At 30.5% G+C, this 17,025-nt stretch carries 13 protein-coding genes; 2 read left to right on the top strand and 11 right to left on the bottom strand.

Annotated elements, in window-relative coordinates; genetic code table 11:
- The first annotated feature begins 261 nt into the window (after positions 1-261).
- Positions 262-1,560 carry a hypothetical protein gene (locus GUI12_01825; protein UAT42889.1) on the top strand — a complete coding sequence of 433 codons (1,299 nt, stop codon included), beginning with the start codon at positions 262-264 and terminating at the stop codon, positions 1,558-1,560.
- 347 nt (positions 1,561-1,907) lie between these two features.
- On the opposite strand, the gene GUI12_01820 is transcribed toward GUI12_01825, so the two are convergent.
- The 7 genes from GUI12_01820 to GUI12_01790 form a co-directional block, all read right to left on the bottom strand.
- Positions 1,908-2,270, bottom strand: coding sequence for a hypothetical protein (locus tag GUI12_01820; GenBank protein UAT42888.1), 363 nt, complete (start codon positions 2,268-2,270; stop codon positions 1,908-1,910).
- A gap of 237 nt (positions 2,271-2,507) precedes the next feature.
- The gene (locus tag GUI12_01815; GenBank protein ID UAT42887.1) at positions 2,508-4,064 is read right to left on the bottom strand and encodes a hypothetical protein; all 1,557 of its coding nucleotides are present in this window, start codon (positions 4,062-4,064) and stop codon (positions 2,508-2,510) included.
- Between the two features lie 619 nt (positions 4,065-4,683).
- Positions 4,684-4,944 (bottom strand): hypothetical protein, encoded by a 261-nt coding sequence (locus tag GUI12_01810; protein UAT42886.1) that lies wholly within the window; start codon positions 4,942-4,944, stop codon positions 4,684-4,686.
- Between the two features lie 159 nt (positions 4,945-5,103).
- Positions 5,104-5,286 carry an NUDIX domain-containing protein gene (locus GUI12_01805; GenBank protein ID UAT43441.1) on the bottom strand — a complete coding sequence of 61 codons (183 nt, stop codon included), beginning with the start codon at positions 5,284-5,286 and terminating at the stop codon, positions 5,104-5,106.
- A 28-nt stretch (positions 5,287-5,314) separates the two neighbouring features.
- Positions 5,315-5,500, bottom strand: a complete 186-nt coding sequence (locus GUI12_01800) for a hypothetical protein (GenBank protein UAT42885.1) — start codon at positions 5,498-5,500, stop codon at positions 5,315-5,317.
- Between the two features lie 724 nt (positions 5,501-6,224).
- A complete protein-coding gene (locus GUI12_01795; protein UAT42884.1) occupies positions 6,225-6,386 on the bottom strand; it encodes a hypothetical protein in 162 nt (53 codons plus the stop codon).
- A gap of 63 nt (positions 6,387-6,449) precedes the next feature.
- Positions 6,450-6,917, bottom strand: coding sequence for a hypothetical protein (locus tag GUI12_01790; protein ID UAT42883.1), 468 nt, complete (start codon positions 6,915-6,917; stop codon positions 6,450-6,452).
- A gap of 466 nt (positions 6,918-7,383) precedes the next feature.
- Here GUI12_01790 and GUI12_01785 point away from each other — a divergent pair, with 466 nt between their 5' ends.
- Entirely contained in the window at positions 7,384-9,957 is a 2,574-nt protein-coding gene (locus tag GUI12_01785) for a hypothetical protein (GenBank protein ID UAT42882.1), read from the top strand.
- 323 nt (positions 9,958-10,280) lie between these two features.
- Here the strand turns inward: GUI12_01785 and narI are convergent, their stop codons facing one another.
- The 4 genes from narI to GUI12_01765 are packed head-to-tail and all read right to left on the bottom strand — an operon-like array spanning position 10,281 to position 17,024.
- On the bottom strand, positions 10,281-10,982 hold the full coding sequence (narI, locus tag GUI12_01780; GenBank protein ID UAT42881.1) for a respiratory nitrate reductase subunit gamma: 702 nt from the start codon (positions 10,980-10,982) through the stop codon (positions 10,281-10,283).
- Positions 10,979-11,680, bottom strand: coding sequence for a nitrate reductase molybdenum cofactor assembly chaperone (narJ, locus tag GUI12_01775; protein UAT42880.1), 702 nt, complete (start codon positions 11,678-11,680; stop codon positions 10,979-10,981). Before narJ ends, narI begins: the two co-directional genes overlap by 4 nt.
- Positions 11,677-13,266, bottom strand: coding sequence for a nitrate reductase subunit beta (gene narH, locus GUI12_01770; GenBank protein UAT42879.1), 1,590 nt, complete (start codon positions 13,264-13,266; stop codon positions 11,677-11,679). The genes narJ and narH overlap by 4 nt, the downstream gene beginning before the upstream one ends.
- Before the next feature lie 2 nt (positions 13,267-13,268).
- The gene (locus GUI12_01765) at positions 13,269-17,024 is read right to left on the bottom strand and encodes a nitrate reductase subunit alpha (protein UAT42878.1); all 3,756 of its coding nucleotides are present in this window, start codon (positions 17,022-17,024) and stop codon (positions 13,269-13,271) included.
- Position 17,025 lies beyond the last annotated feature (1 nt).

Here is a 17,025-nt window from a genome sequence, read left to right as displayed (position 1 = left end):
CCCTCCTAAGATAGCTAACTTATCAATCTTTTAATCGCCAATTGTAAAGTATTTAGCACATAATGTCAAAAACATAATTAGTAACATTAAAAATAAAACTATTTTGATACTTTAAATATAAATGTTATTATTATCAATGGAGGATAAGAAAGTTGATAATTCACAAAAATGTACAGATTAGAAGATTTTGTAATTGAAATCGATGAATTATTGATAACAAACAAACTCTATTAGTTCTATAAAATTTGGAAGGTAATAAATATGAGATCTACTAACCCTATAAAACACCCTAAAACAATTGGTAAACCAAAAATTCATATAACAATTCCCTCTAAAAAGACTGGAAATCAACCAGGGCATGGTCGAGGATGGAAAGAATTGGCATATAAAGCGATGGATCCAATATCTTACCGAAATAAGAAAATAGAAGCCTTAGAAGCAGCCTTATTATTAGAAAAAACGGATGAAAAATTAACAAACTTATTAACAGAAATTAGAGATTTACATGATTTATTATTATCCCCAAATAATGCAATAGCCTGGGGAACAAAACTCCTCTTATTTGAACGTTTCAATAGTCGTTATAAACCAAACATACCACTTACACCGAAAACATTACAAAACAAAATAGAGGATTATAAAAAAAACATAACATTTATACAGAAAACATTAGAAGAGAAAATAAATGAATATAATAATCTATTAAATACAAACAAAAATAACGGACCATTTAATCTATTATATGCAAACAAAGATGCAGAACCATCTAATCATGATATTTCAGATGATCCTTATAATTTAATAGAGAGTTATGAGGATACTGATGGTTCAACGGATGAATATGATAATCCTCATAGTTTAATATATAAATATAATAATATGTTTAACCAAAATCAAAACATGAATATGGCTGTTTCGTATTTTTTTTTCTTAGCAATTCAAGACGCAAATATTCATCGCGATAACATTGATAGTGTTCTAATGGCATTAAAAACAATATTAAAAAATCCAGAACAACAAGGAAGAAAGGAGACTTCTCATGATCTACTTGAGTCACCAGAAATGACTTTTCAGGAAGTAATATTATATATGTATCGAGATACTTATGAAACTATTGAAGCGGTGGCAAAACAAGAGGAAAAGGAAGGTGATAATTTTAAAAAAAGCGAACTGCAAAGACTAGTAGGATGTGTGGAATCATTGCACTTATTATATGAGGATATAAAATTATCTCAAAATATAATTGAAACCCAAAGAAGAATGCAAAATTTAATAGGCAACAATAATGAAATAGATTTCCAAAATCTCACTAATGCAATACTCCCATCAGAAAGCAATGATCCTTTAGTTTATTCAAAAGGTGAGGATATTAATATTCTTAAACAGAATGATGTATCAAGCAGAAATTTGGAAGCAGAGATCATGAATTTCAATAAAAATAATCCTGTGCATGATGTTTCAAGTTTTTTAACATCAACAGAAATAACAGAAATTGAAAAAGAGCTCTTAAAGGATTTGCAAACGAATAATTTGCAAAAGAATACATTTCTGGGATTTTAATTATTAATCCCTTTTGAAAAATCAGTAAGTAAACGAACGGGTACTTTTTCGGAGGTAAATTGCATATATATCCATATCTATACAAGGAGATAATAATAAATCACTATCATATATCTCCTTGTACATCTTACCACAATGCTGAGAATAAAATATACAAAAACCCTAAGCTTAGTTTTAAATATTTTCTTGCTTAACTAATCATTCATCTCTCCTCTGTCGACTCTAGAAAATTCAAATTTTTACTTTCTCTCACATATCCATTAAGTCAATAAATTTATACTAACAATATCAAATGTATATATGCAGTAATTTTGTCATTTATTATGTATAAAATGCTTTTCCTATCCTTAATTATCTACTACACAATTAATCGCTTTATAAGCTCTTACTGTTTTATAATATCCACCTTTTGTAAAATATCTGTAGACTCCATCTCTATTCACTAAACAGGTTATAACATCATCTTCTGCTATACCTTTAAGATTACCCTTTATATAAAAAGGTCTACCACTAGGTGCAAATACTAGAGCGCTTTCAGAGATATTTATTACTTGAACCACGCTCATTTTTTCTAATATAAAAACTCCATCTTTATCCTTTTTGATTATTTTATCATTTACCTCATCTACACGCTCTGTAAATACTACTGTACCTGCACAACCTAATAAAAATAGTAAACTTAATAAAGCTATAACAAGACTCCTAAACACTTTTTATTCCTCTTTAAAATTTCTTTATAAAGTATATAATAAGTTAAATTTTTAGTAAATAATATTAAAAAATAAAAAGATTTTAATGAATAGCAGTTTAGAAGAATATGCATAAAGATAGGAAAAAATCAGCGATTAAGAAGGAGCTTCACATATACCTCTTCTGTAAGCCAATTTATTCTCTTTTTTGCAAATTTTAGATTTATATTGTTAATAGAAATTAAAAAATATTTATCATCACACAAAATTACCTGCATTAAGATTATGGATATCCTCTATATTATTTGTCATCAACTCTATATGCCAATCAGGTCTAAGATATATATAAGTATGTGAAATATGTTTGTAATTAATGTATATTATGTGCACATATTTTTCATTCAACTTATTAATTAATTGATGATCTTTTTGGTCACCATTTTTGCTATTAAATATCAATAGATTCCATCTTCGTGGACACAGTAAATGATATATAGAAGATTTATCAATATTATTAAAAATCTCTGGGAAGAAAAATCCTTCATCTATTTTAGATATATATTTCAGGTTATCTGTATATTGTATGTTTTGCATCTTTTTATAGTTATATCCTAAATTCAACTTAGACGAAGACATTAATTTTTTCCCTATTGCAATATTCTCTCTAACAAATCTTGCAAAATCTCTATGAGGGGGGTATTTCTCTTTTATTTTGGTAATAGCAAGTGCATTTCCCCTAGCATAATTAAGATTATTTTTCCATACATGCAGTCTCTCTTGCACATAGCTGTTAATTATCTCACTTCTTTTTTTAGGATTATTTATGGCATTATATATTTTCCAACCTAAGTTATATGAATCTCCTAAACCTGTATTCAATCCCATTCCACCAGTTGGAGCGAATGCATGAGCAGCATCTCCTAACCAAATAATTCTATCTTTATGGGTAAATTTTTCAGCAATTTGTGGACACATATCCCAAATACCATATTCAATTATTTCTTTTTCACATTTATGACCAGAAAAATTATCTATCATTTCACCTATCTGATCTTCAGAGATATTTTTAGCATTTTCTGCATCTATAATAAATTGCACTACAAATGTATTTTCTTTTACATTAACTATAGAAAGCGCCCCTGATATTTTTTCATTGATAACTATATACAGCATAACTTTAGGCTTATCATCATCAATAAAAATATCTCTACTTTTAAAATAAACATTAAGCATAGGCGTAGAATCAGAAAGCGGTATTAATCGATTGTCAAAAATATTTTTTGATATACCGTTGGCACCATCTGCACAAGCTACAAAAGAAGAAGAAATTTGGATATTTTTATTTGCTTTTTTATCTAATAATGTGACCTTTGCCAGGTCTTGATAAACTTCTATATCTTTTAACTCATGTTCTGACATAAATTGTACAGAAGAGAATTCAAGCATTCTTTGTCTGAAAATATCTTCTACTTCATGTAGCAGCATTCGAATTGGAGAATGACAAGTCACATTATCTTCAGAGATATTTTCATATTCTGCATCTACATATAACTCACCATTTAGACTAGAACTCCACGCACATCTTATAGGCAACCCATTCTTTACTGTATTTGTAGAATTTATCTTATCTAATACTTTCCAACGTGTACATAATTCAGCACTTCTTATACTCAGAGAAACCATTCTATTTCTTTTTTGCATAATAGATTTTTTCTCTACCACCAATGTTTTAATATTATGCAATCCTAATTCTATTGCCAAAGCACTCCCTACAGGCCCTGCGCCAATAATAATTACATCATATTTTTTTTCCATGATTAAAACTACCTTTCAACTATGTTAAACTAGAATTATCAAGATGATTAACAATTAGGATTAAATGACATCCAAATCTCTGTTATCTTGTAATTGATAATTGTATATAGAGACATCACAATATTGTTTTTTCTCTTCATCATATTTTATTTTTTTGTTTCATGCAAATAGCAACTTTACCCTCATCTTGATCTATAAAGATATCTTGAATATCATATTCAAAATATTGAATTTTATCGTGTGCAAAATAAAATTTTCCATTATTTCTTTCAGTGTTATTTTTTGAAAATCTGCATATGCTAAGACATTCTAATGATAACTATTAAATACACTATCTCTTTTTTCATCCTTCCAATCTTTTAGAAAATTATTAATAAAATTCTTCATTGCGGCTTTTTTAATCATATATCTCACATTTTTAAATTTGCTCATAACATCCCCTATAATAAAAGTCATTGAGCTGTTACCGTTTAGGATAAAATAGGAACCTTTATGTTCTTTATAAAATCTACTTCTGCAGTTTGTGCTGTTGTTAAAGATCATGCTGTTATACCAGTAATTATTCTCCCAATCATTAAAAGAAACAATCAAATAAACATATTGTAAAACCAATAGTTAATCATATTGAAGAATATATTATCTTTTTACCATAAATATCAGAAATATTTCCTATAATAGGAGAAAATATAAACATACATAAATTATGTATTCTCATCATACTTCTATCGATAAAAGATGGATCCATACCTCTCATAAACAAGAGTATTTTAATTAGATCGCTAAATATCATGATGGGAAACAGCGAGAAAGCGATACCATTCCCAAAAGAATCTATAAATACTATCAATAGCAAAGAGCTCATTGAAATTGTATTTCCCATATTCTTAATTCCCTTGAATAGATTAATACTAAACAATACATGATTTGTTATTATGCATTATATTTTGTATTTTTCAAATAATTATTGCGATGTGATTAATTTATAAACAATATTTTGTTTATGAGGCAACAAAGGTAAAGGCAAATTATTCTTTGATACTCATTTTGCATCTTTTAATTCCTTTTTTTGTAATTTTATCTCTCCAGATGAATAATCAGCTCTAAATACCATTATAAATGGCCAACTTTGTGTTCCAAAATATCTAATATTTTTTATTTCCAATTCTACTTCTTCCTTTACTTCGCAAATAACAGCATTTTCTGCTGTTTCGCCTGGGTTTATAAAACCTGAATTGCTTCATATAAATCTTTTACAACATATCTAGAGTACACAAGCATATTTCATCATCCTTATTAATAATCACCATTATAGCTGGATTAATAGAAGGATAAACAATATAACCACAAGCTGAACATTTCTTCTCAGATTCTATGAAATGAGAAATATCTGATAAATCTTTGCCATATTTACTGCAAAAATAGTATACTGTTGCCAATTTACGATCTATATTATTCTTAGCAAATTAACTTGATTCACATCCTTAGTATCTATATAAGCATCCAGCATGAATTTAGCATTTTAAGTTCTCAAACCTAAATTTAACAAAAAAAGATACTTCTTTTGAAGATCTTTCAATTATCAATACCAAAAATAATGACCTAAATAGCCCAGTGAATAATTTTGAATCATGTTGTATTTGCTGTCTGATCACCACATTTTCATACTCAAAACACATTAAAAAGTACCTCTTTCAACGGTTCATCAAAGAGGCGTGCAGTCTAATAATTAAAGATTTTATAACACCTTCTTATCATTCAATTTAAAATACAAATTCCTCATCTTATATAGATCAGTGTTCAGATTGAATTCTTCAATAATAGCAAATTTCGCATTAATATGTGTTTCGCAAAATAATCAAGTTATAAAGCAATAATAATACAACGAATCATTACTTTTTCTGCTTTTTTTAAGCTTCAATCTGTTATGAAACTTAAATAATAATCATAAGAATTGAAATCTGTGAATCCTTATTTTAGAATATCCTTGCCAAAAAAGCCTTCTTGCATAAACAAACTAATTTCGCTTGCAAAAAATGCTAATAATTACAACCTGCGTATATTATCATCAGGAAAAAACTCACCCTCCTTCTAAAAACAAAGAGCGAGCTAAATCCTTCAGATTATTGTATTAACAATACAAATATTATTCAAAGAAAAGTATTAATCTCTTGATTTGTTATCTTGATCTAATATCGGACAATGGCATACACAAGGCGGGCATGACCGCTGTGATGCATCATCGATATTATTGCTTATATGATTATCATGTCCTAAATCAATTTTGAACATTGGAATTTCAATCAAAGAAGCTAAATAATACATATCACTCTCCCAAAAAATTAAAAAAATAAACTTTATATACAAACTAAGTATCTGTAGCGCCATTTAAAAATCAGTACAATAATCAAGTTTTTTAATGTCAACGGGAAAAAGAATCGTAGCATAAGCTTGCCCATACCATTCATCTTTATGCATATCATTTCTGTCACTAATCCTATTAATAATAATGTTCATAGCAGATAAAATTGTGACTATCTGCACAACAATTTTGCTTACTATTTCTGCTAATATCCCTACTCTGATGAATACATTTTCAGATATTACTTTAACAATCTCAAAAGATCTTTTTATAACATAACCAAAATTTCTGGAAATGTTTTCAGAAAAAGAATATGATCTCTTTTGTTTATGATGAACAGACTTTTTATTCACGTTTTTCTGAATTTTATTATTTTTCAGAGCATTTTCTTCAGATAAATTATTATCAATCTCTTGAGCCATAATTTTTTCATCATTTTGTGATGAATTCACTCTTTCAAGTTCATAATCTATATTATCAATATCGACTAACACTTAAAACTCCCATATCGTTTGATTTATTAAATCGTTTATAATAATACAAATTATTAATTGAAATATCAACTTATAATTTGTAAAATAAATATTTTTCTATTTTAAAGAGATTTAATATTTTGTTTACACAATCATTATTCAAAGATTTTGATATTTTAATTCTCAAACATTATAATCTCAATTCTGCCCAAATAGTAGAAGCATATATAAATTCTGTTCTTCATCTGACAAGAAATCAATATCAATAAAACAACTCTGAAATATTTTAGAAAATTCCTCTGAATCCCTTAACTATGAAAACAGTTTAGTGTTGAATCAAAAAAATACTATAAAAAAACCAGCTCTTAATATTTCATATCCAGTTTATTATAAAAAATTAATTTATTGTTTATTTAAATAAAAAAATGCTCTGGTTATTACAATAAATATATTATTAATAGATTTTTTATATTTAAAATTTGTATATATGAATAAAAATAAAATATTATCTAGTGTAAAAGAAGCAGGATGGAGTATTTCAATTTTGCTAAAAAATGTATCTGAAGAATCGCAATATAAATATGCAGTAAAATTTGAACTACCAAGAGGAGTACATATAATTGGCAGCATATGGGGAGGTAATTCTTGGGCATCTGAGATATCAATTAATTATCATAATGAAGAGAATACATATATTATTCATTTTGATTTCACTAAAAATAGCGAATATCATGATTATTCGCTAAAAGCATGTGAATCCAGAATTTTCTCTTTTTCCCATGATAGTTCAACATCTTTAAATATATCAGATATTCAAAATATCCAAGCCTTTACTGAAGAAGAATTGCAGACCGATTTATCTTTAGAAATATTTTCTCCAGCAAAGCCTTTAGATTTATCAGGCAATAATAATTTTGAGGTCATTTTGACTAAAAGCAATACTCAAAAAGACTATATGTATTTAGACTGGAATAGTAGTATACTGCTAGAAAACATACAATCAAACACATATCAAGTTGATTTAAATCCAATAGAAACAGCTGAAAATATATATTTTCCTACTGAAAATAGAATATCTGTTGATATAAACGATCATAATAAAAAGGGTAGAATTGTTTGTGAATACGATTATGAAAATAACAAATATCCCCTAGTTAAAGCATCTTTTAACTTAGCAAAAGATGAAAATGACTTTAATTATAATGATGATAAATTAAACATTCAAGTCACTTCTAGAGATGCCTTACAGAAGTATGGATATGAATCTTTTGATATTAAATATGGAGAAAATGTTCTTAAAACATTAGTAGCTGATAATGAGTATATGATATCTTCCAATAAATACTGTATCAATAACACGATTTATAGCATAAAAAAAATATCAGAAATCATACTAACAAAAGAAAATAATCATGTTAATTTGTTATTAGATCATCAAATTGCTGACAATACAAAATATTCTTCGATTACAATAAAAATTAATAGCGATGTTTCACTTGATAACTTAATGCTAATTATGACTAAAGTTAAAGAAAGTAATGAAGAAGAAACAATATATCGAATTACCAATTTAACCACTTTAACTAAAAAACAGAATTTTATAAAACCTGGTATCTATAAAATAGATATGCACCCACACACTCAAGACGGGATAATTTTTAATTCAGTATTAGTCAACCACGATTCTAATAACGTAGAGTTTCAAGAGCTTTCTGATCTAACATTAGAATTTAATATCACAACATCGCAAACAAAAAGAGTTAAAGGGTGGCCAGATCGCCTTGCTTTTGGTGGAGTAACAAATAATGCGTCATATGTTTCTGACAAATATAAAACAACAAAATGTCCTATTGATGCTCTATTCAAATATGCTGGAATAAATGGTGGAGGTGACAGAGGATTAGTTTTAAATCCTTTAACATTACCAACGCATGATACAATTAGACAGTGCAGTGATCTTTCAGAATATCAAGATTCAAAAATTATGCCTGTAATGGTTATTTATACCTGTGAGTTGTCCGGTGGTATATCAGATTATGATTTTGAAATTAACAATCTTAAAAAACATTATATGAATCTTTTAAGTGAATGTTGTGTTGCTCAATCTTATAAAAATAACTCTAATTTGAACCCAGCAACTTTTATTATTAACCCAGATTTCTTAGGAATGATACAACAAAATACAGCATATAATAGTACAATCCAAAATTGGTTTAAAAAAGGTAGCATCTCTGTGAATGAAACATTACAAGCTGCTTTGTTAAATCATGATTATCAAAATACTTTGATTGATTATTATAACTATATAAAACCAGCTGAAAGTGATATCCCAATGTTTACTGATGATATTTATGGTTATATTGCATCACTCAATTGGTTAATCAAACAATATTCACCTGATGTTCCATTTGGATGGCAAATCAATGTATGGCAAACGGGTTCTGCATATTGGGTTTATGATAACGAAAATATCGCTGCTGAGATTGGAAATAAAGTTATATCTTTCTTAAAAGAGATGCAAGTATATGAAGGAAATTACGCACCGGATTTCATAGTATTTGATAAATACGAAAGAGATGAATTTGGTTCTGATGCACTTCCTAGCTATGCATGGAGTGCTACTCATTGGAAACGTTATGTAGAATTTACTAAAGTGGTCAGTGATGGAATAAATACTCCCAGTATGTTATGGCAAATTCCAGGTAGTCATGCACCAACTATTGAAGATGGTGATGAAATAATTATTTCACAGCACGCTGGTTCTGGAGGAATGTTCTTCTTAGGAGATGCAAGAATAGGAACAGATATAAATAAGATACATCACAAATTATTGGATATTTTTCTAAGAAACTATCCTGCACCTTATAAAGCAGAGAACATTAGAGGACTCTTTTTGAATGATAACGGATATGACTGGAGTCAAAATCAATTAAATAATGCAATAGAAGCTAATGCTTTTTCAATCCTATGGGGTGGAGGCTCAACAACAAGTGTAGTTTCAATCAACCAAGGCTCTGATGATTGGTTATTAAACAAAATAAAGGAATACTATAATAAATAGAAAAAATTACCCTTTATTTTCGTAATATATTGTTACATATCATTATATATTAATATCGCTATCTAACAAAAATTAAATATGATGATATGTAACTAATAGTCAGTAAAATACTGATTTTTTTGAAATAAAACATTTATTATGCCTTCTTTGTGGAACACAATATTGTTAGTTGCTAATTAAATTTATTAGCATATTAAAACCATGAAAAAAGGATTTTTTATCTTATTTTTCTATATAACTCCTTCTGCATTACTAAATTATGTAGATTGCACTCTTATCTATCTATATATAAATGACACTTAATAAACATTATATCATTAACATCAAGATTCTCTTTTGCGTACAATTTGATATCCACAACGCCAAACATATTGAATAGGAACAACTACTCCACTGAACACATGTACCATTCTAGTAAATGGAAATATCAGAAAGATGGTTGTCCCAAGCACCAAATGCATTTTAAATATTAATGGTTTATCCATTATAAAGTTAGCTGCGCCATCTTGAAATGTCACAATATGCTGTGCCCATGATGCCAATTCAACCATGGAACTACCATCCATGTGTTGTGCCGAAAGAGGAATAGTAGCTAACCCTAAAATAAGCTGCGTATATAAGATTAGCAAAATCATAATATCAGATGGTCTGCTATTAATACGTATGCGGGAATCAAATAATCTCCGTATTAAAAGCATAGTCATGCCTATAAAGCAAAATACACCAAAGATACCTCCAGAAACCATTGCAAACATTTGTTTACTACCAGAATCAATAAATTTATGATATACAGCTTCAGGTGTCAAAAGGCCTACTAAATGTCCACAAAATAGAAAAAGTATACCTATGTGAAATAAATTATTACCAATTAGCATTCCTTTTTTACGCAAAAGCTGACTTGAATCTGCTTTCCAAGTATATTGATCTCGGTCGTAACGCAACGCACTTCCTACTATGAATACTGTAAAACAAATATAGGTATAATAACAAAAAAAGAATTGATGTATATAATCTGCTTCTATCATTTGATAACCTCGGTGTCTATTTCATTTAATGTTTTGCTGGTAAAAGCGCTACAATTATTACAATTTGTTGCTAAATCAGCAATAGGATCTCCTGTAAAAGCTGCCTTTTCTTCCCATTGTTCATCTATTTCTTCTAACCCCACAGGGTCCTTAGGAGCTTTTTTTATGGCTTCTTTTACTCTAGCATCATTAGCTTTAACAGAAGAAAGAGCTTCTATACTTGCAAATATATTTGCATATGGAGATTTACGTTTTTCTAAGTTAATTTTTATCATAGCAATGATATCAACTATCTCACTTAATAATTCACTAGCTTCAGAAAATTCACAACATGATAAATATTCCATAAATAGAGGTAAATAATCTGGAATTTCCCCGCTACTGATATATAAATCTTTTTCAGCATAAGCCTCAGAAAGATTCACCATAGCTTGCCCACGATCACGTGATTCGCCATGAATATGTTCAAATAAATGCAAAGAGCGTGAACGACTATGATCAAAAGTTTCTACATAATTTTCTTGTACTGATATTAAATCCTGTGTTTTTTGTATATTTAAAAATGCTTCAATCTTCTTTATATACGTTTCAGATAAGAGTTGCTCTGATCGTAATATACGCAATAACTCATTTGATTCTAAATAGATTGTTTCTTTTGGGTAAACTAATAATAATCCCAATAATTTAAAAGTTTTCACGAACAACCTCCACAGCCTTTTGAAGAGCATTTATTTGACTTATTTGGAATTGTACCACTCATTGTATTTGCATGTACTTTTGTTCCAAATAAACTGGTTTTTCTCACATCTCCTGAACATCCATTACCAAAACTAAAACCACAAGATGAACGTGTATCAAATGGAATTTCATTGTCAAAAGATGTTTTACCAGCATATTCACGATGATTAGTTGGAATAACATATCTATCTTCATAGTTTGCCAATGCTAAGATACGATGCATATCATCCACTGTATTTTCATCAAGTTTAACTTTTTCCAAAAGCTTTGTATTTTTAGTTCCTGAGATATTTTTATCGCGCATATATGTACGCATAGTAATCATTCTTTTCAATGCACTTATCACAGGCTTTTCTTCTCCCGCTGTCAATAAATTCGCAAGATATTTAACAGGAATACGCAATTTTTCCACATCTGGGATTATACCATCCATTTCTAATTTACCATTTTCTGCGGCACTAGTGATTGGAGAAAGAGGAGGTACATACCAAACCATAGGAAGTGTACGATATTCAGGATGCAAAGGAAAAGCTATTTTCCAATCCATTGCCATTTTGTATATTGGAGAATTTTGAGCAGCAGTTATCCAACTATCTGGCACACCATCTTTTTTTGCTTGTTCAATAATTTTTGGATCATGAGGATCAAGGAATATATCACATTGTGCTTTATATAAATCTTGTTCATCTTCCACGCTAGCTGCTTGTTTAATACGATCAGCATCATAAAGCATCACACCTAGATAACGAATTCTTCCAACACAAGTTTCAGAACATATCGTTGGATCACCGGCTTCAATACGCGGATAGCAAAAAGTACATTTCTCAGATTTTCCAGATTTCCAATTAAAGTAAATCTTTTTATATGGACAACCAGAAACACACATTCTCCATCCACGACATTTATCTTGATCGATTAAAACAATACCATCTTCTTCACGCTTATATATTGCACCAGATGGACAAACAGCAATACAACTAGGATTTAAACAATGTTCACATAAACGCGGTAAATAGAACATAAAAGAATTTTCAAATTGCCCATAAATATCTGCATGAACATCTTGAAAATTATAATCTTCACGACGCTTACTGAATTCTCCACCTAATATTTCTTCCCAATTGGGACCCCAATCGGGTTTTTCCATTTTCTTATTTGTGATCACAGAATGTATACGCGCAGTAGGCATATGTTTTAGTTCAGGAGCCCTTTGCAATCTTTCATATTCAAATGTGAAAGGTTCATAATAATCATCAATTTCTGGTAAATTGGGATTAGCAAAAATCTTAGCGAGAACCTTTAGCTTTCCACCCATTTTAGGTTTAATATCTCCATTATTTTTACGTTCCCATCCACCACTCCAAGTTTTTTGATCTTCCCATTTTTTAGGATACCCAATACCAGGTTTTGTTTCGACATTATTAAACCATGCATATTCAACACCTGAACGAGAAGTCCATACATTTTTACAGGTTACTGAACAAGTATGGCAACCAATACATTTATCTAAATTAAGTACTTTTCCAATTTGTGCTCGTATTTTCATTGTTATACCTTTTCATTAAAATTAACTTCATCGGTATCCAACCAATCCACTTTTTCTATTTTACGCACCACAACAAATTCATCACGATTAGTTCCAATTGTGCCATAATAGTTAAAGCCATAAGCCAACTGAACATATCCTCCTATCATGTGAGTTGGTTTAACTACAGTACGAGTAACAGAATTATGTATACCTCCACGCGTTCCTGTTGTTTTTGTTGCAATATTATTAATGATTTTTTCCTGCGCATGATACATCATGGTCATGCCTTCGGGCACTCGTTGGGAAACTACTGCTCGTGCAGAAATTGCACCATTTACATTGTATAATTCTATCCAATCATTATCCACCACACCAATTTTTTTCGCATCTATTTCACTAATCCAGACAACAACACCTCCACGGTTTAAAGTCAGCATTAACAAATTATCAGAATAGGTACTATGAATTCCCCATTTTTGATGAGGAGTGATAAAATTTAATATTACTTGCTTAGAACCTTTTCCATATTTATCGATTACCGGAGCAATTGTTTTAGTATCAATGGGTGGTTTATATACACAAAAAGATTCTCCAAAATCTCTCATCCATTCATGATCTTGATAAAATTGCTGACGACCAGTAAGTGTACGCCATGGAATTAATTCATGAACATTAGTATAGTTTGCATTATAGCTAACATGCTCATCATCAATTCCACTCCACGTTGGAGAGGTGATTATTTTTCTAGGTTGTGATTGAAGATCACGGAAGCGAATTATTTCATCTTCTTTTGATTTTGCTAAATGCACATGGTCTCGCCCAGTAACTTTTTTCAAAGCGTTCCAAGCTTTCACTGCTACATTACCATTAGTTTCTGGAGCTAAAGATAATATAACTTCTGTTGCATCAATATCAGATATAATGCGAGGCAATCCTTTTGTAATTCCTTCTTCAGTAACCTTATGATTTAACTCTCCTAAAAACTCTACTTCCTTTTTAAGATCCCATGAAATACCCTTACTTCCATTTCCATCTTTCGATAGCAACGGACCCAATGCTGTAAATTTCTTATAAACATTAGGATAATCTCGTTCAACTTCAATAAAGTTTGGCATGGTCTTTCCAGGAATAAGATCACATTCTTTTTTCTTCCATTCTTTTACATCAAAAGCTTGTGACATTTCTCCTGGTGTATCATGTAAAATAGGTAATGCAACTACATCTTTTTCTACCCCTAAATGACCTTTACAAACTTCCGAAAATTTCTCAGATAAATTTTTGAAAATATCCCAATCATTACGTGATTCCCATGCAGGATCCACAGCACGAGATAGTGGATGAATAAATGGATGCATATCAGAAGTATTCAGATCATTTTTTTCATACCATGTTGCAGCAGGTAATACTATATCCGAATAAACACATGTTGTAGACATGCGAAAATCAAGTGTTACCAATAAATCTAATTTACCTTCTGGTGCTTTATCATGCCAAACAACCTCTTTTGGCTTAGTGCCGCCATATTCTCCTAAATCCTTACTAAGCACTCCATTTCTTGTCCCAAGCAAGTGTTTCAGCATATATTCATGACCTTTTCCTGATGACCCTAATAAATTAGAACGCCAAATAAATAAATTACGCGGGAAATTGTTTGGATTATCAGGATCTTCACAAGACATCTTAAGAGATCCATCTTTTAATCTCTCAGTAATATATTCTTTTATATCTTTCTTTGAACTCTTTGCTAATTTTGTTAACTCAAGAGGATTCTCTTCTAATTGAGGTGCGGAAGGAAGCCAACCCATGCGTTCAGCACGCACGTTACAATCAATAAGAGAATAATTTTTCCATTTTTCTTTATCAGCCAATGGAGAAAGTATTTCATCTATTTCTAATTTTTCATAACGCCACTGATTTGAATGCGCATAGAAAAAACTAGTACCATTCATATGACGAGGAGGTTTGCTCCAATCTGTTGCAAAAGCAAGAGGCAACCATCCCGTTTGTGGTCGAAGTTTTTCTTGTCCCACATAATGTGCCCATCCACCACCAGATTTACCTATACAACCACACATAATTAACATATTCATTATGCCACGATACACCATATCTGTATGATACCAATGATTAATTCCAGCACCGAGAATCACCATAGAACGGCCTTCAGTTTTATCTGCATTAGTAGCAAATTCACGCGCTATACGAGTTACTTGCTCAGCAGGAACTCCTGTAATTTTTTCTTGCCACGCAGGAGTATAAGGGATGTCATCTTTCAGTGATGTTGTAACATTATCACCACCCAATCCTTGATCAATACCATAATTTGCAACCATTAAATCAAAAACAGTTGCAACCATAATTTCTGTTTTAGCATCAAGAACAACTTTACGAATAGGAATATTTCGCAATAAAATACTCTCATGATTAGTATGAGAAAATATTGGTTGTTTATTTTTTATATTTCCAAAATAAGGGAAAGCAACTGATATTACTTTATCATTTGATTTAACAAAGCTTTTTTCAGGTAAAATTTCGCTATTATCATGTATATTTTTGGATTCTAGATTCCATTTCGCGCTTTTATCCCAGCGTGAACCTATTGTTCCATTAGGAACAACTATCTTCTTACTTTTTGTATCAAAAACAAGAGATTTCCACTCTGGATTTTCTTTTTCTCCTAATTTATCTTTAAAGTCTGAGGCACGCAAAGTACGCGTTGGCACATAATGCTCTTTCTCTTTTGTTAAAATTATGAGAAATGGCATATCTGTATATTTGCGACAATAATCGTCAAAATATTCACTTTTATCATCTAAATGAAATTCTTTCAAAATCACATGACCCATCGCCATAGCAAGTGCAGAATCTGTTCCTTGACGCGGTGCAATCCAACTATCAGAGAGCTTAACAACTTCACTATAATCCGAAGTTACTGCTACTGTCTTAGTGCCATTATAGCGTGCTTCAGTGAAAAAATGTGCATCAGGAGTACGAGTTTGCGGTACATTAGAAGCCCATGCAACAATATAAGATGAATTATACCAATCTGCACTTTCGGGCACATCAGTTTGCTCTCCCCATGTTTGAGGAGAGCTTGGAGGTAAATCACTATACCAATCGTAAAAACTTAATAAAGCCCCACCAATAAGAGATAAATAGCGAGAGCCTGCGGCATAAGAAATCATTGACATTGCAGGAATAGGAGAGAAACCTATAATACGATCAGGGCCATATTTCTTAGCTGTATATATGTTTGCAGCTGCAATGATTTCATTCACTTCATCCCAACTTACACGTACCATCCCTCCCAATCCACGAGTTTTTTTATACTCTGAAGATTTCTTTGGATTAGAAACAATACTTTCCCAAGATTTCACAGGATCTTTATACTTCTTTTTAGCTTCACGCCATAATTTTATCAAACGCGAACGTATCATAGGGTATTTAAGTCTTGATGCACTATAAAGATACCAACTATATGTTGCGCCTCTAGCACATCCACGAGGTTCATGATTAGGTAAATCAGGACGCGTTCTGGGATAATCCGTTTGCTGTGTTTCCCATGTAACTAATCCATTTTTAACATATATTTTCCAACTACAAGCCCCTGTACAATTTACACCATGTGTTGAACGCACTACTTTATCATGCGCCCAACGTCCATGATAAGCACGCTCCCAATGACGTTGTTCATCAGTAGTAACACCATGACCATCAGAAAATTTCTCAGGAGATTTCCGTGTAAAAAAAGTTAATGTATCTAATATATGACTCATA

This window comes from Anaplasmataceae bacterium AB001_6 (assembly GCA_020002265.1).
GTDB lineage: Bacteria > Pseudomonadota > Alphaproteobacteria > Rickettsiales > Anaplasmataceae > AB001-6.
This window is presented reverse-complemented; position numbering and strand designations above follow the sequence as displayed.

What these genes read in the sequence shown, in the direction of transcription:
- GUI12_01825 (UAT42889.1), top strand. Translation starts at nt 262, where the DNA reads ATGAGATCTACTAACCCTATAAAACACCCTAAAACAATTGGTAAACCA.
- GUI12_01815 (UAT42887.1), bottom strand. Translation starts at nt 4,064, where the DNA reads ATGGAAAAAAAATATGATGTAATTATTATTGGCGCAGGGCCTGTAGGG.
- GUI12_01810 (UAT42886.1), bottom strand. Translation starts at nt 4,944, where the DNA reads ATGGGAAATACAATTTCAATGAGCTCTTTGCTATTGATAGTATTTATA.
- GUI12_01795 (UAT42884.1), bottom strand. Translation starts at nt 6,386, where the DNA reads ATGTATTATTTAGCTTCTTTGATTGAAATTCCAATGTTCAAAATTGAT.
- GUI12_01785 (UAT42882.1), top strand. Translation starts at nt 7,384, where the DNA reads ATGAATAAAAATAAAATATTATCTAGTGTAAAAGAAGCAGGATGGAGT.
- narI (UAT42881.1), bottom strand. Translation starts at nt 10,982, where the DNA reads ATGATAGAAGCAGATTATATACATCAATTCTTTTTTTGTTATTATACC.
- narH (UAT42879.1), bottom strand. Translation starts at nt 13,266, where the DNA reads ATGAAAATACGAGCACAAATTGGAAAAGTACTTAATTTAGATAAATGT.
- GUI12_01765 (UAT42878.1), bottom strand. Translation starts at nt 17,024, where the DNA reads ATGAGTCATATATTAGATACATTAACTTTTTTTACACGGAAATCTCCT.